Source organism: Pseudoalteromonas sp. S16_S37 (genome assembly GCF_014694405.1).
Classification (GTDB): Bacteria; Pseudomonadota; Gammaproteobacteria; order Enterobacterales; family Alteromonadaceae; genus Pseudoalteromonas.
The window spans coordinates 1-20,617 of the sequence record NZ_JAAUWV010000067.1 but is presented as its reverse complement, the minus strand read 5'-3'; the positions used below and the strand labels follow the sequence as shown (position 1 = coordinate 20,617).

Here is a 20,617-nt window from a genome sequence, read left to right as displayed (position 1 = left end):
GCAGCCATTGCTGCGCGGTCTTGTGTTTAGGCATGTTCAGCTCCAAATTGAGATCAGAGCGTTACTTTATAAGCTGACAACACCCAGTTGCTAGGTGTGGTTTAGGCGACGCTTACAATAAATTGCACTCGTTACTTTGATATTTCTACTTAAAAAGCGCCTCTTCAATCTACTTTTTGCTTTTATCCGAGATATTTGGCGTTAATTACAAAATGCTAGGCACAACTCTACCTACCTTGGCAGCATGATTGTGGTTTAGTGTTTGGGGTAAATTGTGCTTTAGCCGAAAAGCGGTTCACAATGACTGATACTGGTTCGCCGTTTTACTTCTAAATGCGTGTAATAGCCATCCAGTTTATTAGGTCGCCCTACTGCGCCTTTGAACACTTTGGTGAATTGCGGGGTGAGCTTTAGCCAGTTTTCAGGGGCGATGTTTAGTCTCTCTAAAATAGGGAGAGTACGCTGCTCTATGTATCCGCGTTTGTCTTCTCGCATACAGCGACCTGTGAGTTCCACTAACTCTAAGTACGACTTTAACTCAAAGGGGAGCCCTTTGGGCATGTGTTTTCTGGGGCTGCCTGCAAAACGGGCGAGTTGTTTGGGTTGTTTTGCATCTTTGGCGGCTTTAATTCGCTTTTGTACGCTGGTGTGGCCAGAGTCTTCTGGGGTTTTAGCCATCTTAGCCCTAATGGGGTTTAGGTCTACATACGCCATGCATGCAGCTACTGCGGCTTCATCTAGCAGTGCTTGGGATTTAAACCGTCCTTCCCAAAATCGCCCTGTGCAGTTATCTTCTTTATTGGCTTTTCTGGCTATATCTTCATTGAGTACCCGCATAAACCAACTGATATCCGCCAGTCGTTCACGATAATCGGCAATGATACGATTTAAAAAGAATTGCTGTGCCTTATCTAGCTTGTCGCCTTGTAGATATTTTTGCGTAAGCAGCGTACCTTTAAATAATTTGTGCCAACGAATAAGTATGGCTTTATCACTCAAGCGCTTTGCTTTTTTATCATCTACATACAACACAATATGCGTATGATTACTCATCACCGCATAGGCACATACATCAATACAAAATACTTTGGCCAACGCCAGCAGTTTGTCTTCTACCCATTGCCTGCGGTGCTCATAGCTTTTGCCTGTTATCGAGTCATCACCACACAAAAATGCACGGCGAACACACCGTGATATGCAGTGATAATATTTGGTATCAACAAGACTTACCAGTCTTTTACGTGCCGTCGCCATGGGAACTGCCTACCTTTTAAATCAGATAAATAAAAGATAGGCAATGAATGAAAAATAAATAAATAAAAGTGGGTGTCATGTTTATTAAGTTCTAAAAACCACAGACATAAAAGGAGCACTAAATGACTGCGAAAGCTGCTTTCGACACGTATCAAATCCGGCCCAACACAGGGCACTTAACAATGCAAATAACATGATGGCCTTTCTAGACTCCCTTGTGGTTGCTAACGAACCTAAGCTGCGCATAGGTTAGCTATTATAATAAGCTCTTTTTAATTCAACGCACTTATACTTACTATAGATGTATAAAATTATGGCTGAGCGAAATTTGCAAGTGAATGAGCATAGCATTGACTAATTGCGCTCACCTTCATAATGGCAGTGCATTTTTAAATTCAAGTCATGGTTAGTTATTATAAAAAAGAAGCAGGTGATGCGAAGCAACACCTGCTTAGAGACTGATTATGTTTGTTACCACGCTTCAATGAGTATAAAAACTCTCAGAGACGCATATTGCACACTGGCTAGCCATATTGAGGAACAAATTACACTCGTAAACTGACTTTAAAGAGGCTCTACGGTCATCCAGTCGTAGCACAATGGTCTTGACGCTTTAACATCAATTTGCTCGCTATAAAAACGGTTACCATAGCGCTCATTTCCACTTTTTGAAAACTCTTCTATGTTCACCTTTTGCCAACGCCACAAGCAATACAACTGCCCCTCACTGAGCATGTTATTGACATCTAGATGATTCAAATCTGCAAAAATACTTCCCTGCCAACCAAATTCCATCACCTGTTCAATAAATGTGTGGCGTTCGCTTTGATATGCCTTATCGTTCATTGCAATATGATGAATTGCAGCTTTCGCACCTGTAGCTCCATGTATGGTTTCTTTTGGCTTGTTCATCGACCTATCTGGTAGCATTCTACCAACAGCCTGCCGCCAAAATATTTTATCTTTCATTTCTATGGACATAGGGTCGATACCATCTCCCCAATCAGTAATCTGATGCTTCTGATCTGCAGGCGCTTGCAATGCATCTTCAATCAAATGCGCAAATGGCACTCGGTTTTCGATACCTTGCTCACCGAACACTAAGCCCGCTCTAACCCCTTCAGAAGACGCGAACTGATCACCAATCGCATAGAAGCCATATTCCAAATCTGCTTTATGGCGCAATGACCAAGGCTTATAGCTCCAGCCTGCTTCATCAGGACCACCAGCGGTCATGATTGCCTTACCCGCATTTTTGCGTACGATAGTTGCAACTAAGTCTTCTGCTAGTCCACAGCATACATTAAAAAAATCAGGGCCCAATACACTCAAAACGCGATCTAAAGCATTGCGGCCTTGATATTCGCTCAAGATGTACTCAGGGTTCAATTGGGCAACATAGTGCGGCACCTTTATTCCTTGAGATGCTAGCATATCAATACTTGCTTTTGCTTCGTAGTAATCACCTAACGTATGGTTATCAGGGTCTTGAGGATCCCAAGGTACCACAGTGACAGCGCCGCCAAATTTTCCTTTCGTTGCAAGCGCAGTCATCACTGTAACACTCTGGCTATCGATTCCACCCATGGTTGTAAACAAGATATCCGAGTTATCTGGAATGCGTATTTCTACCTGGCGTTTCGCTTTTTCAAATACTTTTTCAATACAAAGCGCTTTATTAACGCCACTTTTGTTTAGATTAAGTTTGAACCAGTACTGTAACTGAATATCATTGTTTTTAAATACACCATGACAGCCTGCTGGCACTGTTTTTATATTTCTAAAGCCATTAGCTGATAACGACTCGGTGGTACTGGCAATACCTAGCTGATCCGCTTCATTCACTCCGTATACTAAAGGAGAAATACCCCAGCGATCTCTGCCGACTGAAATCACCGGTTCTGAACCTTCATTAGAAATCAAAATATAAGCAAATTGGCCTTCAATATGATGCAAAAACGCGTCGCCCATTTGCACTAACCCTTTGAGCAGTACTTGAGTATCATTCTCTGCCTGCAAATCAAACCGCTCATTCAGCACTTGCCAATTATAAATTTCACCATTCCAAGTGAGTAACTGGCCTTGGTATTCATAGGGCTGAGGATTTGCACCCTCAGCAACAAACGCCAGTAGCGCATGTCCAAGCCAACCGTTTTCAATACCTGTAATTTGCGTGTGTTCAGGCCCTCTTCTAGCGGAAATTGCCATCATCGCTTTGATGGTATCCAAAGAACTGCCTTTACCAAATAACCCTGTTATTCCGCACATGAAAAACTCCACAATATTCGAATAGAATACTTTTAATATCAATTAATTAATGTCTATGCGACGAGGGTGTGCATAGGTATGCGCATAGACATCTACATTGGTCGCTACTTATTTTCAGTATGGTTAAAGCAAAATTTCAATTGGCTTTGGTTGACTCAAAAACAAGTGTGGACTGGCCGTGAAACCATACGCACCTGATTGGAATATGGCGATAATATCCCCAATTTCAGCCTTCGGCAGTGGTAAATCAGATGCCAAAGTATCAATAGGTGTGCATAAAGGACCCACAATGTGGTATTCCTGCTCGTCCTCTGAGAGCATCTTATTGGCAATCGCAATCGGGTAGTTTTGTCTAAATACCTGCCCAAAGTTACCCGTTGCTGATAAGTGATGATGTAAACCGCCATTAGTTACGATGAATCTCTTACCACGAGAATCTTTAATATCAGTTACTTTACAAAGGTATACCCCGGCTTCAGCAACAAGGTAACGGCCCAATTCCATTTCAACTTCACATTCGCCAATGTTTGCATGCCATTGGTCAATTTGATGACCTAACACTTGCGAAATATTCGATAAATCCAGATCCTGTTCTTTATCAAAATAAGGGATCCCTAACCCCCCGCCGATATTGAGTTTTTTTAGTGAGAGACCAAACTCTTCAACAATGCTAGCTGCTGTTTCAAAGGTCTTCTGATAAATGACACACAGTGCTTCTGCATTGAGATTTTGCGAACCAGAAAACAGGTGTAAACCAACAATTTCTTGCTTGTCGCGTACTTCCTGCATTAGCTCGGTTAGCATTTCTCTATCCGTGCCAAATTGCAGCGCATTGCCACCCATTGCCATACCAGTTCCTTTAACTTTGAAGTCTGGGTTGATACGCAGCGCGAGATTGACATGCTCTACGCCTAGTCTGTCTTTTGCTTCGTAAATACGCTTTAACTCACCGACAGATTCAACATTGAGTGTAATACCTGCAGCCACAGCACTCGCTATATCTTCCTCAGATTTACCAGGTCCCGCCATAGAAATATCAAATGCCGGCGTATTGGTCTCAAGTGCCAATTTCAACTCCTGATGGCTTGCAACATCTAGCCCATCAAGCATTTGGGAAATAAAATGCACAACAGAAGGCGATGGATTCGCTTTCATTGCATAGTGAATATTGAGCTTTTCTGGCATGGCCGCTTTCAAAGCCTGTATGCGCGCTTTAATTAAAGATTTATCGTATACATAGCAAGGTAATGAGCCAGCAATAGCCTGTACTCTATCAAGGCCCAACCCATTAATTAGTAACCCCTGCTCATTGGCCTTAAATTTTATTCTATTATCTAACATGTTGATTCTTCCGCTAAATTTTTTACATTTTCCGTTATAGGATGGCGCCCTCTATACGGGCTAACACTTGAAACATTTTTTACCTGCAGCACAGGTGTCTGTTGATATAATGCGATTGCTTTGAGCCACTGTTCGGGGTCTTGCAAATCCAGACTAGCCACTTGATCAATCAAAGCATGGTGTTGGGCAGTTTCTTCTTCTGTATAAGTAAGCTTCAACATGTAGCCCCAGCAATCCCAAAGTAGACTTTCGTATTCCACGCTCGCAGCCAAGTCACGCATTACACTGTTTCTAACTACTATGGATGCCCATAAATCATCAAATTTAAAGCCACTAAATTGACGCAGCTTACTATTGTCTTGGCGAGCCATATTCCATGCATCACAAGCACCAATATATTCGCTTCTAGGTAGGTCCCAAGCGCACAAGTCTAGGCTGTATTCTTGCTTGTATTCAGTGGTTAACATTGGCTCAGCATATTTCCAGCATTGCTCTTTTTCGTCCCAATAATCCACTATGGTATGGTCAATATAGGGGTAGCAAGCATTAAAGCAGTGGCGAATAAACCCATATCTAACCCTTGCTGGAATATTGTAGTGACGTAGCCAGCTTACCAATACAAGGCAGTTATCTCGGCACACGCCCATAACTCGCTTTGATAAAGGCGTACCTTTGCGCCAAGTAATAGGCTGTAGTGAATGGCTGTGCTTTAAAATGGCCTCTGCATAACGTAAATCCACCTCGTGCTGTTTACTGTCGTCAATCGTGTGCCCTTTGTTCATTACATCTCGCTGAAACTGAGCGTAAATTGAACCTACTGAATCAATAACTTCCTGAAAGTTCTCTCGTGGATCAACAGCGTCGAAATAGCTAGCCATTGAACCTGGATCAGACAAGACGGTGTGCTTTGCTGCACTTTTCAACATACATTCCAGCGCACTCATGAGGCGACCTCATCGAATGTATTCAACCAGTTTTTTAAGTGCGTTCTGAGTGCGATATAGTTCACCTTATTGTTTTGACTTAATGGTAAATCATAAAAAATGACATAGGCGGGACGCATGTATTCCGGTAATGCTTGCTTGCACTTATTAAGAATTGATGCCTGATCATGGTCACTATTAAAAGGGGTATAAATCACGAAATCATCACAGAAGTTGTCGTCACCAATCGCAACTACAGCCAATGCACTCAGGCCTGTTACCTGCTTTAACTGCGTTTCAAGGTCTAAGCGCTCAATACGATAACCGGCGATTTTCATCCGATCATCGGTGCGTCCAAGAAAGGTTAATGAGCCCGTATTCGACAGCTCAACTAAATCGTTAGTTTTGTACCATACGATGCCATCTTCACCCTCAATATAGGCTTTGGCAGTTTTTACTTTATCCTTAAAATATCCATCTGTGATCTGAGAACCCGACAAATATAGCTCTCCTTGGCCCACCCTGATTGGATTACCATCATCATCCAACACTTTCGTCGCCTGATTATCGAATGCTCTTCCAATGGGCACATACTGGCTTGGGTCGTCACTCTGCCACTGATGCCATGTGAAAGCGACCGTTGCCTCAGCCGGACCATAAAAATTATAAATCGCTGAGTTAGGCGTAATTTTTGCCCAGTATTCGCATAATTCACGACTTAAAGGCTCTCCGGCAAACATGCTCACTTCCATTGCCGGTAAGTAGTCTGCGACATTAAAGCCATTACTACGCACCTGATTAACTGCGGCAGGCACCATTAAGCTGTGGGTTACATGATTAAACTTCATTTCTATCATCATGCGTTTTTCTGAAGAGTGAGAAAGTAAGCACACAGCAGCCCCTTTTGACCATGGCACATATAAGTCGTGCATATGTAAGTCAGATGCATAACTGGTCGTATGCGAAAATACGTGCTTTTCATGTACAGGAAATACCGACGTCACGTTCTCGATATAACGACAAATGTTTGCATGGCTCAACAAAACGCCTTTTGGAATACCTGTACTACCTGACGTAAACATCATGACCGCATACGGGTTCTCTACTCTGACTTGCCAATCGGCCTCATAAGCGCCATCCAATTGAGCCAAGCAACGTTCATCAACGGTAAGACGCTCTCCCGCTAACGCCAAGATAGCGTTAACCTTGGTTGTCTGTTGAGATTTAACAACAAAGCAAGCTTCTTCTAATTGCTCAACGATAACCTGACAACGCTCCAATGGTGCATCAGGAAAGATTGGCACATAAGTTTTATTTGCTAATAATGACGCAATCATTGCAACATAGCGGTCGGTATCATTATCCATGTACAAAACACAAAAGTTTGAGCTAGATTGCAGTAGAATTCGAGCAAGTGCTTGCGCTTTAGTGACAAGCTGTAAATAGCTTACATGTCTACCTTGATCGATCAGCGCTGTTGCCTCTGGAAATTGACGGCTCGATGCCATAATAAGTTCAGCGATATTGTCATTGTTATTTATTGATTTTATTGTTGTATTCATGCGATCACCTCGACAGGTTCCATCATCATATTTTTTAATCGTTGTTTTAATTTGGGGTATTCGACCTTTAAGTTTTGACTTATCGGCAATGCTTCAATGTAAACTTCACCAGGGCATAGACGAGCTGGTAATGCTTGCTGACATTTGTGCAAAAATTCACTCTTTGTGGTTTGTCCTGGCGCAATAAATACCGCGAAGGTTTTGCAGAAATTGCTCTCTCCCACAGGAACAACAGCCAATGCACTAACCCCTGTTGCTTTGCGGATCTCATTTTCCAGTTCTAGGCGTTCAATGCGCAGCCCAGACACCTTTAGTCTATCGTCTGCTCGTCCTTCAAAGGTCAGTCGCGACTGTTCGTCATACTTGCAATAATCGCCCGTCCGGTACCAAATTTGCGGAGAATCTTCAAAGTAAGCAAATGATTCCACCTTTTCTATGTGGTTATAGTAACCAGCACTAACCTGAGGACCATTTAAGTACAACTCTCCCACCTCATGCGCCGATACTTGGTTACCTTTATCATCAACAACTCTCACCTCATGGCCTGGAAATGGCTGGCCAATTGGCACGACTTTGCCACTTTGCTCAGGTGTCCATTGTTGATAAGTGAAAATTACCGTCGCTTCTGTTGGTCCGTAAACATTGAAATAGTCGCTGTTCGGCGCAATATTGGCCCAGTAAGTTAAAATATCTGAATACACCGGCTCACCGCCAAATAAGCTGACCTGCATATCAGGTAAAAATCCAGGAACGTTAAATCCACCTCGTTTAAACTCATTTACTACGCACGGCGCTAATAGGCTGTGTGTGATCCCCTTTTCTCTTAGGCTCAAAAAGAGGTTGTTGTGAGCATGGTTCTCAAAAATGCACACTCGAGCACCTGCAAACCAAGGCACAAAGATATCGTGGATATGACAATCAAATGCGTAGCTAGCCATATGACAAAACCTAGCATCTGACTTAACCTGCAACCATCCCATAATATTGCCTAGGTAAGCGCCAATATTAGCGTGACTAATAAGCACACCTTTTGGCGATCCAGTACTACCAGAGGTGAACAACATGACCGCATCGCCGTTACGTGAAACCACTTTGTCTGGTAGTTGCCACTGCGGCTCATCACAAGCGAAGTGCTCTTTGCCTAAACACAGTGCTGTTGACGCTAAGTTTTCGCGCATCGTAGCAACCTTCTCTTGTTGCTCAGACGCGATGATATAACACGCCTCATCGGCATCGATCTGCGACATAATCGTCAAACAGCGCTCTATCGAGCCTCGTTTAGTTGAAATTGGCACATACGTTTTATTTGCCAACAGAGACGCGATCACTGCGATGTACCTATCAATGTTATTATCGATATACAAGACGCAGAACTTCTTACTATTTCTTGCCAGTTCAGCTGCCAAAACCTTGGCTCTTCCAAGGAGCTCTAAGTAGGTATATTCAACACCATCAACATCGATTGCGATCGCATCAGGTGTTTTTCTTGCGCTATCAATAAAATAATTAACGATAGAAACTGGTGATTCATTATTTTTTTGCTGTGTAATATCAGTATTCATCAGCTTTCCTTAACTTATATGCGTTTGATTCATATTATTTTTCTTGAGTTAGCCTACGTAGCGCCACAAGATACCGTTAAAGGTCGCACCTAACCCAGCATTACCTGACAGAAGGAGATCTCCGCGTTCTAGCAGATCATCTAACAACATTGATTCAAGATTGATAAAGGTATCGGAACCGAAGCAATGAGCAGTTTTAGCGATGTTTTTAAAATAAATTTTGCTAGATGGAAAACCGCTTGCATCCGCTACTCGCTTCCAAGAAATGATGTTTACGTTGTGCGGCACGATTGCTTTGATTTGATCGTAGCTAGTATCAGCGAGTTCTAACGCCTCTGATAGCGTTTCGCTAAGACGCGTTGCATATTCATCTTGAAACTCAGTCAGTGTTTCCCCTTCTTCCCAAGAGCAAGCAGCATGCTGACCATAAACCTTTTTGGTATTCGAGACGAGTTCGAATCCTTTCTCTTCTCGACTGTAAAGGCTCAGAGCAAACGCATCTCCAAGGATCGTCGAATCCTTTATGATTTGTGCTTCTTTGTTATGTGCGACATCCGAAGTAAGAATAATTGCCTTATTTGAAGGACAATCGCCAATAAGCGTATTGATAATATCCAGTGCAAAACTTGGGTTGGCACACTTATTGGTGTTCATGCCAAATACAATGGCATTATCAAGCCCCAGGCGTGTTTTCAAACTGGTTAACCATGTTTGTGAGAAAGGTTGAAATTGAGACACTGTGTGACAGAAAATCAATAACTTTACATCTGTTCGGTCTACATTATTGTCTTCTAACAGCTGCTCACAATATTGAACGGTAATATCATCGAACGGTTCGTCACTCACAGGAATACGGTCTAAACCATACAAGCGATGGTATATATTCAATTCCATTTCTGACAGTCCATATCTGTGACTGAGTTCAAAAATGCTTTGCGTTTTTGGAATATATTTTTTTATATCATTTAGGTAGAGCATGAGCGGATATTCCCTTTTGATCTTTTTTTAACAATGCAGAAAGCTTAAAAGCGTGATAGGTAACAGCAGGCAGTAAAAACATAATGACAACTGTGGCGAAGATCATTCCGTACAAAATCATCCAGCCAACTTGTAAGCGATATGCCGCACCTGCACCTGTAGCCATACACAAAGGAATTGCGCCTAACACCATAGAAAAAGTTGTCATGATGATGGCCCTAAACCTGTCTCCCGCTGCTTGTAAAACAGCCTCGTATAACGGTTTTTCCTTTATATAAATAAGCACTAAGTTCATGATTAGAATGGCATGCTTTAAAATCAGTCCGAGCAAGGTCAATATCGCGATCTGCGAAAAGATATTGAGCGAATTTTCAGATAGATATAAGTAGCCAAATGCGCCGGACAAGGTGATCGGAAAGACGGTTAAAACGACTAACAGCGCTTCGAGTGAACGGCCATATAGAATGATGAGTAAAAAAGTAATTAATATAACGGCAAGTATTAGTGTCAGTATGGCTTGTTGTTGCTGTTGAAAGAAGCTACGACTTGCGCCTGAATAGTCAGATTGAAACCTGCCATCATTGTTTGCAGCAAACGCTTTGTCGAACGTATCAATAGCCGCTGACAGCGCGGTGTTATGACTCAGTTCTCCGCTGATCACAACGGCTTTTTGAGCGTTAAATTTGTTTAACGTCTGTGGCCTAGCCTGAATATCAAAAGTTGCCACAGAAGACAGTGGAATTAACTCTCCTAAGTTGTTTCGAACTTTAATTTCAGCGACTTCATCCATTTGTTTATAAATGGAATTTTCATTATGAATAATCACGTCATAAGTGCGGCCATTAACACCTATTTTCTGTACATAACTTGAGCTATATAGCAACGATATAACTGTTGCGATACGATCTGGCGATACACCAACTTGCGCAGCCCTATCGCGGTCAATGTTAATCTGAATATATGGGATGTTATATTTAAGGTCTTGAATAACATATGCAAAGTTACCTGAGCGCCTTAAATTCATTAACAACGTATTTGATAGGTCATACAAGTCCGTATAGTTGGCTTCAACCGTCGTAATGACCGCCTGAAAAGGAATATTCGAAGCGCCTGGCAAGTATGATGGAACGATAGGAATCATTCTGAGTCCAGGCAACTCGGACAGCTTATAGAACAACTCGCCTTGCACATCGTATGCTGTTTCTGCACGTTGTGACCAATCTTTTAGTCGCAAAAACGATATCATCTGATTTTCGCCAGGGATCCCGGTCACATAGTTATAGTTCTCAACCGATGCGACGGTATCGACAATTTTCTCAAACTTATCTATATGCTGATTAACATACGATGTGCTGGCGGCTGGTGCCGCTTTCCCTATCACGATCAAAAAGTCTGGATCATCTTTCGGTGCCAGTTCTTGTTTTACCAATTGCACACTATAGATACAGCCAAAGACGATACAGCAATATGTCGCCGTCGCTACCCAAACATTACGCATATAACGCGCTAATAAGCTGTTATAGGTTAGACGTAGCATTTCAAACTTGTGCTCTAAAAACTTGCCCAAACCACCACGCTTAATGCCATTTTTAAGTAATGTACGACACATAGTGGGTGTGAGAATAAGAGAAACGGCACCAGAGATAAGCACAGAACCAGCCAACGTGATGGCGAAAGGCGTAAACAGTTGCTCAACAATGCCACCAATAAACAGGACTGGCAGATAAACTGTCACAAAGCTCAACGTTATACCAATGATTGGCTTTACAATTTCACGCGTTCCATACTCGACGGCAGATATGACATCTTCTCCCTCCTCAATTCGGCGCAAAATGTTTTCATAAACCACGATGGCATCATCAACAACAATGCCAATGGCTAACACAATTGCCAGCAAGGTCAGTGAATTGAATGAGCTATTTGACCAGTGCAGTAATAAAAAGATACCGCAGATAGAAATAGGGATTGTCACAAGCGGAACGAATACCGTATTGACGGTACCTGTACATAGATAAAGTACAAAGAATACAATCACTAATGATAAGGTTATGGTATGTGCAACTTCCCAAAGCGATGCGCGAATAAACTTAAAGGAATCAGCAATAATTTCACCCTGCAAATCATACGGGTAACGTTTCTGGGCTTCAGCTAATGCCGACTTAATCTTGCCTTCAATTTCAAGTGGGTTAACATCTTGATTCAATTTTAGCGTCAGTACAGTGGCATTTTTACCCTGATAACGTGAGAGGATCATTTCATTTTTGGCTGTAAAACTCACGTTCGCGATTTGGTCTAAGCGCACTTCGCTGCCGTTTCCAGCCTTAATTTTTATTCTTGAAAAATCATCAACATCATTAATATCAGTCATTGCTTCAATAACATAGCGATTCGTACCGTTACGTAAGTAGCCGCTCGTAGCAGGAGAGTTCTGCTCACGTAATGCGCTGAGCACATCTTGCGCATCAACATCTAAAGCTGCCATAGCATCGTTATCAAGCATTATCTTCAGTGCAAAAGGACTGCCCAATGTTTTTGCTACTGCAATCCCCTCTATCGACTCAAGCATTGGTTTCATTACACGAGAGAGGTACTCATAGGTTTGAGAGCGACTCATCTGTTCGCTGGAAAAGGCGATGGCCATATCCAAATCATCTTCAGATTGAGCAAATTGAACGACTGGCGGCTCCATATTTCCAGGTAACCCCTGCGCCGATTTCACTTTTTCAATAACTTCAACCAAAACATCTCTGTTATTCACTTCAGCTTTTAAGTTGATAGTAATCGCACTAAAAGAGTTGGCTGATTGTGCGGTAATGTAATCGACACCATCAATAGAGATCACCTGCTCTTCAAGTGCTGAAGTCACGCGGCTATCCATCACATCTGCACTGGCCCCCGGATAGTAACTGGTTACCGAAATGGCCGAGTTGTTTAGCTGTGGAAATAGCGTAAAGGGTAACTTAGTTGCTGCAAGTAAGCCTAATACCACCAGCAACAACATTGAGCTAAATACAACGGCAGGACGATTGAGAAAGTAAGTAACCATCAGATGTCCTCTTCAAACGAAATGGGCGCTGAGTGATATAGCTTATTGTGTCCATCCACAACAATGGCTTCACCGGCTTGCAGCCCTGAAGTAACAACCACGTCACTACTTTGCAGATCACCAACTTGGATAAAGCGTTTAAAAGCACGACCATGTTGCGCAACAAAAATAAATTGACCATACGGAGAGTAGTTAATCGATTGCTCAGGGATTGTGACGACTTTTTCATTCGTTTGCGTGCGCGCTTTGATCTTAACTAGATCGCCTGGGATAAGCTGACCATCAGCTATTGGTTGGTTGATAACCGCCCGTATGCGAGTTTGTTGGGTGCTATAGTTTGCAATTTCATCCACCAAAACGATATTTATTGCAATTTCCTTGCCACTTTGCACTATGCTCAATTTCTGCTCTTTTTGCAGTAAATCTCGAATATTGCGTGGGGTTTGAAACTCAACGTATAACTGTTGATTGTTGGAGAAACTGAATAGCTCATTCCCTTGCCCTAGATATGAGCCAATAGCCAAGTTGTGCACACCCACAATACCATCAAAAGGCGCATACAAGGTGTGCTCACGTAAACGCGTTTCCAAAGCGATGAGTTCTGCTTTAGCGATTTTTAGTAATATTGAGGCTTCTTCCAGATCGGCTTCTGAAACAGTGTTGCTTTTGCTCAGCCTCTGCTTTCGATCGTAGTCAATTTCTAAACGTTGTATTTCTAGGCGACTTTTAGTGATTTCAGCTTTAAGAGTGGCACTATCTAAAGATAGTAGTGCCTCTCCCTTGCGAATGAAATGACCAGGTGTTGCCGAAATACTTGTAACGATCCCCGAAACTTTAGTGGCCAACTTTATATTTTTTTGACTATAAACCTGCCCAATAAACTCGTTCTCGTGGAAGTAAGGTTGCTCTTTGCTGAGCGCAACCTTAACTTTAGTTCCCTTTTCTACTACCTCGGGGGCCGCATCCTTTACGGCATCTTTATTTTCAGCTGCAAATGCAGCGAAATAACCGAGAGAAGTAACGGCTGTTATTATCATAACGGCCATTGCTAGTTTTAAGATTTTGAATGTATTCATATTTCTATCCATCTTGCTCTTTCTAAAGTTATGCAGTCGTTTCACTCGCAGGGAACTAAATTGATTCCTTTTGTTGCGACTGCATATTTTCTAGCTGCTCTTGCTTAAGCCTTTGCTTATCAATCTTGCCGTTAAGACTTCTAGGCATTGATGAAAGCAAAATAAAGTGGTCGGGTTTTTGAAACGCTTCCAAAACGCGTGAAGAATCTTTAACTAACGCATCCATATTGGTCATTGTTTCGTCGATTACGGCATAGCAGTAAACTTCCGTTTCTGCGTCATCATTAGTTAAACCAATAATTGCACACTCTCGAACGCCATTAATGCCAAGAATATTGTCTTCCACTTCTTTTGGAATTAGCTTGCGTCCGCGAACTTTTAGCGTTTCATCTATACGTCCTTTGAAGTAGAAAAAGCCATCTTCATCCAGATAACCGTAGTCACCAGAATATAAGCAGCGGCCACCGTAAACAGGGTGAATCTTCAGCTTTTCATCTGTTTTCTCAGGCTTTCTCCAGTACCCTTGCATTACAGTGGCACCTCGAATAACTAACTGACCTACTTCATGAGGCTGACATAGCTGGCCTTGCTCATTAATGACTGATATCTCAGTGTTAGGGATTGCAATACCAACACTACCTTGCTTGGTTTTGAGATACTCCGGCGGCAAATATGTACAACGCTTACACTCCGTGAGGCCAAACATAGAGAACACCTGAGCAGCTGGAAACAGCTCTTCTAATAGCTCAAAGTGTTTACCACCTAGTGCCGCGCCCGTATTAGAGATATAACGGATACTCTCCATCGAGTAGTTACTGATAGATGAGTACTGTTTAAGTAAATCCACTAGTACAGGTACCGCAGGAAGGACCGTGGCCTGATACTTTTCGATGTTTTTCATCAGCTGGAGTGGCCAAACCATATTCTTTTCTAAGATGAAGCTGGCACCAATAGATAGAGACATGACCATTTGGTACAAACCGTAGTCAAACGATAATGGCAATGCACTGATAAACACGTCATCTTCACGATTACCTAAATACTCGGTCACAGAATCGCGAGCACAAATCATATTGCCGTGCGTCATCATTACACCCTTTGGCTCACCCGTAGAACCAGAGGTATAGATCATGGCTGCTAAATCTTCTGAAATAACATACGGAACTGTATGTTCAATGTTAATATCTTGCGCTAGATATGAGTGAATACGACTTTGCACACTATCAATATACGGCGCTTTCAACTCATCAATCGTGATAATTGCTTTTAAGGTCGAGTCGGCACCGAGTTCTGATAGCTGATTAATCACTTCGTGGGTACTAACAAATACGGTGCTCTGGCTGTCATTGATAACATATTCAATTTTTTCTATGACCTGTTCGTTACTGATCACACAAGCAACACCACCGATATTTAATGATGCCCAAAAAGACACAACCGTTTGGTGAAGGTTGCCACAACATATAACGACTCGGTCTCCCTTTGTCATACCGTTTTCTAGCAACTGTTGCGAAAACAGCTCAACTTCATGCCAAAGCTGTTGGTAAGTGAATTCACTGCTACCACAACTTAACGCGAGCTTTTGGGCAATGTGACTACTGGACAGATGTTTAAACTGGTTTACTAATGAATTTTCCATAACAAATACTCTTAATTAATTCTTATAGTTGAAGGTTTGTGTAAATCGATGCACTCATGTTGCTTACTAGGCAGTTGCACGAGCACGTATATCCCTGCTAAAACACTGCCAATAGCAATGGTTAAATAAATAATTTGCGGGTTTTGATAAAAATGATGCGCGGCATATATCAGTAACAACTGTATAGCCGTTGCAAACAAGTTGAAGCACAGCGCACGCTTCCCTTTCCCGATTTGTTCTTGCATGATTAAAAAGCTTACAAGCGGTCCAAATACGAGGTAGGAAGGTGAAACATAGTTAAAGAATTCTGCAGCAGCAGTCGCCACACCGATGTCATTGGTTAACAAGCTAACAAAGTAGCTATTGGTGAAAAATACACCTATCGCAAAGACGGAATACATAAGCAGCACACTCTTGATACAATTTCGAATGAGCTCATTCGCTTTCTCCTCCTCATCACGACCTCTAAATTCATTCACTTTAATTGCAATGCTGATACCAATAGCAACCGCAGGTAAAATAAGTAAATTTTGTAGTCGATACGCGATACCGTATGCTGATACCAATGTCGCTGAGTATTCAGATAGAATATGGCTGATAACACCAGCTTGAACAATGAAAACCATAAAGCTCAAAAATACTGGGATCACAATATTGGCGGCAATCCCATAGGTTTCTCGAAAATCACTGAAACCAATTTTAGAGAGCCAAGAGAGCTTTTTACGACGTAGCATCACTGCGAAGCTCAGTAAACATATACTGCTTGAAACAACTTGCGAGATAATGAGCGAACTGGTGCCAAGCGCTAAGTGATTTGCACAGTACCAGGTAATGAAAAAGCCACAGCAATTAGCAAGCGCAGAGCATAATGTCACCCTAAATCCACTGCCAAAGACATAACACATTGAGCCGAGCATAGTTGAACTTAGCACCAGTATCGAAGATAACAGTGCTAAGCTAACGAAGTCGCCAATTTCCGCCTGATGCACCAGCTCCACATTAAGTGCTAAGAAAAATACATCCTGCAACAGCATGAAACATAGCCAAGTAATCAGGCAAAATATTGTGATCGCTACTAACGTTACCGAAAACCGCTTAGCAAGTCGCTTTAAGTCTCCACTACCTTGGGCCATACCTGAAAAAGCAAAACCCGCGGCCTGAAAACTTTCTAAAAGCGCTACTATGTAAATACTTACAGGCACATAGATAGCTAATATATACAGATAGTCATTGTTGACCTCACCTAGGATCTTGGTGTTGACTAAAACACTTAGAACACTAAAAACAGTCGTCAATAATATCGGTATTGCTAATTTGTATACTGCTGTGACACCTTTAAACATAAATGCTCCAATTTAATCGCTTGTACCTTGCTCATCATGAATTTTGTAAGCAGGGAAATTCGTTTCGTTTAATTCCCATTGAAATATTATTCAGATGAATATTGGTGGTACCTTCCATCCACTCAAAGGCATAAACGTCGCGCACAGCTTTGCTCAACCATGGATCAAACAGAACCGCTTCTTGCAGTAATTCATTGACGGTATGTGCTGCTTTTTTAGCAACTGCACAGCATTTGATCTTTGCCAATGATGATGGCGTAGCAGCGTATGGATCTGTGTCAACACATCGAGCTGCGTCTAGATTCGTTTGTCTAGCTAACTCGATTTCCTGCTCTAGCAACTTAAGCTGATATGGGCTTATTACATTGGCGTAGTTGTCCTGAACATGGTCAACAATGGCCTGCGCGACCCCTACAGCCATGGCACTTACTGATGGACGGAATCGGTTGAATACCTTGATTAACGACATAATGCCTTGCTGCATTGGTCCAAGGTGATTGCCTAAAATGTATTGCTCATCAAGCGGCATATCTTTAATGCGCACATAACCTAAATTACAACCTCGGATGATTGTCATGTTCAGTGGCGAACGCTCTATAAATTCGCTGGCAAGCAACTCCGGCGTAATAATTGCCGCACGCATGTCGAGGAACTTGCTCTGTGAACGAAAGAGGATGGTCCCAATACCAGCGGCTGCCGCATTTCCAACCAGCATTTTTTCGCCGGAGATTTTTCCTTCAAATTGATGCGTTTCAATATTTGAAGCGTCAGAGCCTTTATTTGGTTCCGTAACGCCAAAAAAAGTTCTGCATTTATTTTCAAGTACATAGTTTTGGAAATATACTTGCTGTTCCTTACTTCCAATTTCGTCGATAATGGCACCCGACAATGATGGGCTAGGTGTTGCAAGCAGCGCTCCAGGGTCGCCATAAGCCAAAGACTCACTTACTCTGCACCGATTTTGCGTACTTGATGGCATTGCATTATTTCGTTCCAGATCCGCAACCAACTTGCCATAAACCAGTTCGCTATCTAAAAAGTTATTAACGATATAATCAGGATCATCATCAACCTTCAGCGACACTTCACGGTAAAACTCAATGAGATCTAGTCTTTCTGTGCCATAACGATGTGCAACTTTATCTTTATTAATTGTTGGCATGGCCATTTCCTCTCAAGTAAACCGTAGTTAAGGCATTTAGAACAACTTTAAGCTCGACGGAGTGGCCGGCTAACGCACCTCGGCCACCTCCAAGGTCTGTAATTTGCTGAACTAAGTCATTGGCATGTTGGTTGAATAGCTGTAACAGTGCATCATTGCTGCTATCTGATTGATATTGTGAAGCTAAATGTTCTAAATAGTTGTGGTTGGCGACCGCATGAGCCATTAATTGCGACACGGCTCCGTGTTCGAGTAAGCAAGTATCGCCCGTCGTTCTATTTGCTAAATATGAATAACTGTGACGCAAATGCTCGGCAAATAAGTCACACATTGCTTTTTGTATTCCTATTATTAAGCTGTTGTTAGTCTGTGACTTTTTTTCTGATTGATTCACTTTACCAAGTGCGAGGCCTGCATTTCTCAAAGATGCATTGTCTGCCCACTGCACATCGTTACAGTCAACAGATTTCACTTCGCTATCGATTAGCAGTCGCAAACTAGGTTGTTCTTGTTGCTCAACGGCACACAAAAACAAACTACCGCTCACAACACTATCGACTGCCTGTGTATTCGCGCTGCATATAATGTTATTTATATTAAAAGCTGATTTTCGGTTTAATTGAGCTAAGCGCTCACTCATTGTTATCATCTTGCTCTACCTGAATAAATACTAAAATGGTGCTGAGCGTTTCAAAATCTTCTTCTACATACAGGTAGTATCCATTGCTGTTTTCATCTCTAAGCTTTTCTAGAAATGAGAAGAAGGTGAGTGAAGAGGCGTCTGCCGGCAAATCATTGTAAGATATTGCTAAAGAACCACTTTTATTTATAAAGTCGGTATTCGATAGCTTGTTAAACCTAGAACCCTTGCGGCTAAACACATTAACTTCTTGGCTCTGCAATTCATTTTCGATTATTAGTGATTTGATTTTTTCGTGTATTGAGCTTGGGTTGGCGTGAATTTCCTTTTCGCTAAACTCCGCCAACTCTTTAATAGCTAACCCTGTGTTTTTAGCTGTTAGGCTCACATAACCCGTACCTGAATACTTGGGAGCAACGTTATAGCTGCCTATTGAAGAGGGACTGGTATTCTGTTGAAACGAGATTAACGCCCCATCTTGTTGTTGTACTTCAACAATTCCCTTTAGCACCCTCAAAGCAATGAGGGGTGAAATACTTCCTCTGTCAATGACATCAAAAACTGGAATATTTAATCCGTAGTGTTTCGCCATAAATGGGCCAATTGCTGGCGCATCCGAGTCAAACTCATTACCCCATTGACTGATAATGACAGGATTGAAGCTCGCTAAGTGTTGCGTAAATTCTTCAGAAACTTGCTCAAGTAACTCTATATAATTGAATTGATCGCCTTCAATTACGCTACTTTCGTCAAACTCTAGATCATATAACTGATACAAACCTCTCAACCCAACGAGGTAGCGCTCTCTAGGCTCTTTTGTTTGTAGATTTTCAGTTTTTTGATAGCCTACACGATTAAAATATACAGTCGCCATTTGGTTACTCCCATTACAAACGTGATATAAATCAGGCGTCTGCCATATTTAATTGTGAAAAGATATAATCACTAATGGTGCCGATTGTTTCAAAATGGCTTGCTTCTAATGTTTCTGGGTCAACCTTAAAACCAGCGAGTTCCTGCTCAAGTTTCATTAAAAAAACAAGTGAGTTCATAGAATCTATACCCAAATCATTTTTTAATGTTGCGCTTTCATCCATATCTAAAACTTTTTCATCTTTTACGATAGTGACTAAAACTTGCTTAATATGTGTAAGTAATTCATTGCGTTCTGTGATCATTTTTAAATTTCCTAATTAGATTAAATAAATCAAATACAGCAAGAACCATATTCATGCTCTGCGTAATTGATGAAGCTATTTTATGAAGGCAAGGAAATTGATGTGTTATGTCGAACTTATTTAATAATGAACTTTCATTAACAGTGCATTAAATTCGCATTAGGAATAGCTTAGGATACCAAAATTAAAGGAGTTTATTGTAAGCAAGCACCAACCAATGATACACTTTACCTAAGGTTAAGAGAGTAAAAATTAGAGAATTAGCGCAATAGTTAATAACAAATTGGTCATAAAGTAGATGATAAATCTTACAAAACTCGCAAAACCTGTTGTTATCCTCTACGCAAAAAATTGATACAGAGTTCGAAATCCACGACGGGATCACACTTTGTAAAAAGGCTTTAACACCCGGCCCTTTTCTGATCGAATAACGCCGATTTTATCACTACCTACTTGTCAGTTATGTCACTATTTAGTCATTGTGAACTTGTTGAAGACAAGCGTTCTTCTATCAACCATGATCTTGCTCAGGGCGGGATCACACTTTGTAAACAAGGAAAATCTATGATCTAATAGCGTTAATTTTTCCTATTTATCTATCGCAATGTCTTTATTTTCACATCTCGAATTAGTCAAAGAAAACCG

At 41.7% G+C, this 20,617-nt stretch carries 15 protein-coding genes; all 15 read right to left on the bottom strand.

The window, feature by feature from the left end; translation table 11 throughout:
- Positions 1–279: 279 nt before the first annotated feature.
- Positions 280–1,254, bottom strand: a complete 975-nt coding sequence (locus HC733_RS19620; RefSeq protein WP_190366687.1) for a transposase — start codon at positions 1,252–1,254, stop codon at positions 280–282.
- Positions 1,255–1,818: 564 nt separating this feature from the next.
- Positions 1,819–3,522: a hypothetical protein gene (locus HC733_RS19615; protein WP_190366686.1), complete on the bottom strand. Its 1,704-nt coding sequence runs from the start codon at positions 3,520–3,522 to the stop codon at positions 1,819–1,821.
- A gap of 123 nt (positions 3,523–3,645) precedes the next feature.
- A complete protein-coding gene (locus HC733_RS19610; protein WP_190366685.1) occupies positions 3,646–4,863 on the bottom strand; it encodes a pyridoxal-dependent decarboxylase, exosortase A system-associated in 1,218 nt (405 codons plus the stop codon).
- On the bottom strand, positions 4,857–5,807 hold the full coding sequence (locus tag HC733_RS19605; protein WP_190366684.1) for a hypothetical protein: 951 nt from the start codon (positions 5,805–5,807) through the stop codon (positions 4,857–4,859). The genes HC733_RS19610 and HC733_RS19605 overlap by 7 nt, the downstream gene beginning before the upstream one ends.
- Positions 5,804–7,348 (bottom strand): AMP-binding protein, encoded by a 1,545-nt coding sequence (locus HC733_RS19600; RefSeq protein ID WP_190366683.1) that lies wholly within the window; start codon positions 7,346–7,348, stop codon positions 5,804–5,806. The genes HC733_RS19605 and HC733_RS19600 overlap by 4 nt, the downstream gene beginning before the upstream one ends.
- The gene (locus HC733_RS19595) at positions 7,345–8,910 is read right to left on the bottom strand and encodes an AMP-binding protein (protein WP_190366682.1); all 1,566 of its coding nucleotides are present in this window, start codon (positions 8,908–8,910) and stop codon (positions 7,345–7,347) included. Before HC733_RS19595 ends, HC733_RS19600 begins: the two co-directional genes overlap by 4 nt.
- Positions 8,911–8,958: 48 nt before the next feature.
- A complete protein-coding gene (locus HC733_RS19590; protein ID WP_190366681.1) occupies positions 8,959–9,888 on the bottom strand; it encodes a 3-oxoacyl-[acyl-carrier-protein] synthase III C-terminal domain-containing protein in 930 nt (309 codons plus the stop codon).
- On the bottom strand, positions 9,872–12,934 hold the full coding sequence (locus tag HC733_RS19585; RefSeq protein WP_190366680.1) for an efflux RND transporter permease subunit: 3,063 nt from the start codon (positions 12,932–12,934) through the stop codon (positions 9,872–9,874). The genes HC733_RS19590 and HC733_RS19585 overlap by 17 nt, the downstream gene beginning before the upstream one ends.
- A complete protein-coding gene (locus HC733_RS19580) occupies positions 12,934–14,010 on the bottom strand; it encodes an efflux RND transporter periplasmic adaptor subunit (protein WP_190366679.1) in 1,077 nt (358 codons plus the stop codon). Before HC733_RS19580 ends, HC733_RS19585 begins: the two co-directional genes overlap by 1 nt.
- Positions 14,011–14,065: 55 nt before the next feature.
- Positions 14,066–15,649, bottom strand: a complete 1,584-nt coding sequence (locus HC733_RS19575; protein WP_190366678.1) for a class I adenylate-forming enzyme family protein — start codon at positions 15,647–15,649, stop codon at positions 14,066–14,068.
- 11 nt (positions 15,650–15,660) lie between these two features.
- Positions 15,661–16,992 (bottom strand): MATE family efflux transporter, encoded by a 1,332-nt coding sequence (locus tag HC733_RS19570; protein WP_190366677.1) that lies wholly within the window; start codon positions 16,990–16,992, stop codon positions 15,661–15,663.
- A 34-nt stretch (positions 16,993–17,026) separates the two neighbouring features.
- Positions 17,027–18,154 carry an acyl-CoA dehydrogenase family protein gene (locus HC733_RS19565; RefSeq protein ID WP_190366676.1) on the bottom strand — a complete coding sequence of 376 codons (1,128 nt, stop codon included), beginning with the start codon at positions 18,152–18,154 and terminating at the stop codon, positions 17,027–17,029.
- A complete protein-coding gene (locus HC733_RS19560) occupies positions 18,141–18,803 on the bottom strand; it encodes a hypothetical protein (RefSeq protein WP_190366675.1) in 663 nt (220 codons plus the stop codon). The genes HC733_RS19565 and HC733_RS19560 overlap by 14 nt, the downstream gene beginning before the upstream one ends.
- Positions 18,787–19,668, bottom strand: coding sequence for a hypothetical protein (locus HC733_RS19555; RefSeq protein ID WP_190366674.1), 882 nt, complete (start codon positions 19,666–19,668; stop codon positions 18,787–18,789). The genes HC733_RS19560 and HC733_RS19555 overlap by 17 nt, the downstream gene beginning before the upstream one ends.
- A 31-nt stretch (positions 19,669–19,699) precedes the next feature.
- Complete coding sequence (locus tag HC733_RS19550) at positions 19,700–19,972, bottom strand: acyl carrier protein (protein ID WP_190366673.1); 273 nt, start codon at positions 19,970–19,972, stop codon at positions 19,700–19,702.
- Positions 19,973–20,617: the final 645 nt, after the last annotated feature.

What these genes read in the sequence shown, in the direction of transcription:
- HC733_RS19620 (WP_190366687.1), bottom strand. Translation starts at nt 1,254, where the DNA reads ATGGCGACGGCACGTAAAAGACTGGTAAGTCTTGTTGATACCAAATAT.
- HC733_RS19615 (WP_190366686.1), bottom strand. Translation starts at nt 3,522, where the DNA reads ATGTGCGGAATAACAGGGTTATTTGGTAAAGGCAGTTCTTTGGATACC.
- HC733_RS19570 (WP_190366677.1), bottom strand. Translation starts at nt 16,992, where the DNA reads ATGTTTAAAGGTGTCACAGCAGTATACAAATTAGCAATACCGATATTA.
- HC733_RS19575 (WP_190366678.1), bottom strand. Translation starts at nt 15,649, where the DNA reads ATGGAAAATTCATTAGTAAACCAGTTTAAACATCTGTCCAGTAGTCAC.
- HC733_RS19605 (WP_190366684.1), bottom strand. Translation starts at nt 5,807, where the DNA reads ATGAGTGCGCTGGAATGTATGTTGAAAAGTGCAGCAAAGCACACCGTC.
- HC733_RS19565 (WP_190366676.1), bottom strand. Translation starts at nt 18,154, where the DNA reads ATGCCAACAATTAATAAAGATAAAGTTGCACATCGTTATGGCACAGAA.
- HC733_RS19595 (WP_190366682.1), bottom strand. Translation starts at nt 8,910, where the DNA reads ATGAATACTGATATTACACAGCAAAAAAATAATGAATCACCAGTTTCT.
- HC733_RS19550 (WP_190366673.1), bottom strand. Translation starts at nt 19,972, where the DNA reads ATGATCACAGAACGCAATGAATTACTTACACATATTAAGCAAGTTTTA.
- HC733_RS19585 (WP_190366680.1), bottom strand. Translation starts at nt 12,934, where the DNA reads ATGGTTACTTACTTTCTCAATCGTCCTGCCGTTGTATTTAGCTCAATG.
- HC733_RS19600 (WP_190366683.1), bottom strand. Translation starts at nt 7,348, where the DNA reads ATGAATACAACAATAAAATCAATAAATAACAATGACAATATCGCTGAA.
- HC733_RS19560 (WP_190366675.1), bottom strand. Translation starts at nt 18,803, where the DNA reads ATGATAACAATGAGTGAGCGCTTAGCTCAATTAAACCGAAAATCAGCT.
- HC733_RS19580 (WP_190366679.1), bottom strand. Translation starts at nt 14,010, where the DNA reads ATGAATACATTCAAAATCTTAAAACTAGCAATGGCCGTTATGATAATA.
- HC733_RS19610 (WP_190366685.1), bottom strand. Translation starts at nt 4,863, where the DNA reads ATGTTAGATAATAGAATAAAATTTAAGGCCAATGAGCAGGGGTTACTA.
- HC733_RS19555 (WP_190366674.1), bottom strand. Translation starts at nt 19,668, where the DNA reads ATGGCGACTGTATATTTTAATCGTGTAGGCTATCAAAAAACTGAAAAT.
- HC733_RS19590 (WP_190366681.1), bottom strand. Translation starts at nt 9,888, where the DNA reads ATGCTCTACCTAAATGATATAAAAAAATATATTCCAAAAACGCAAAGC.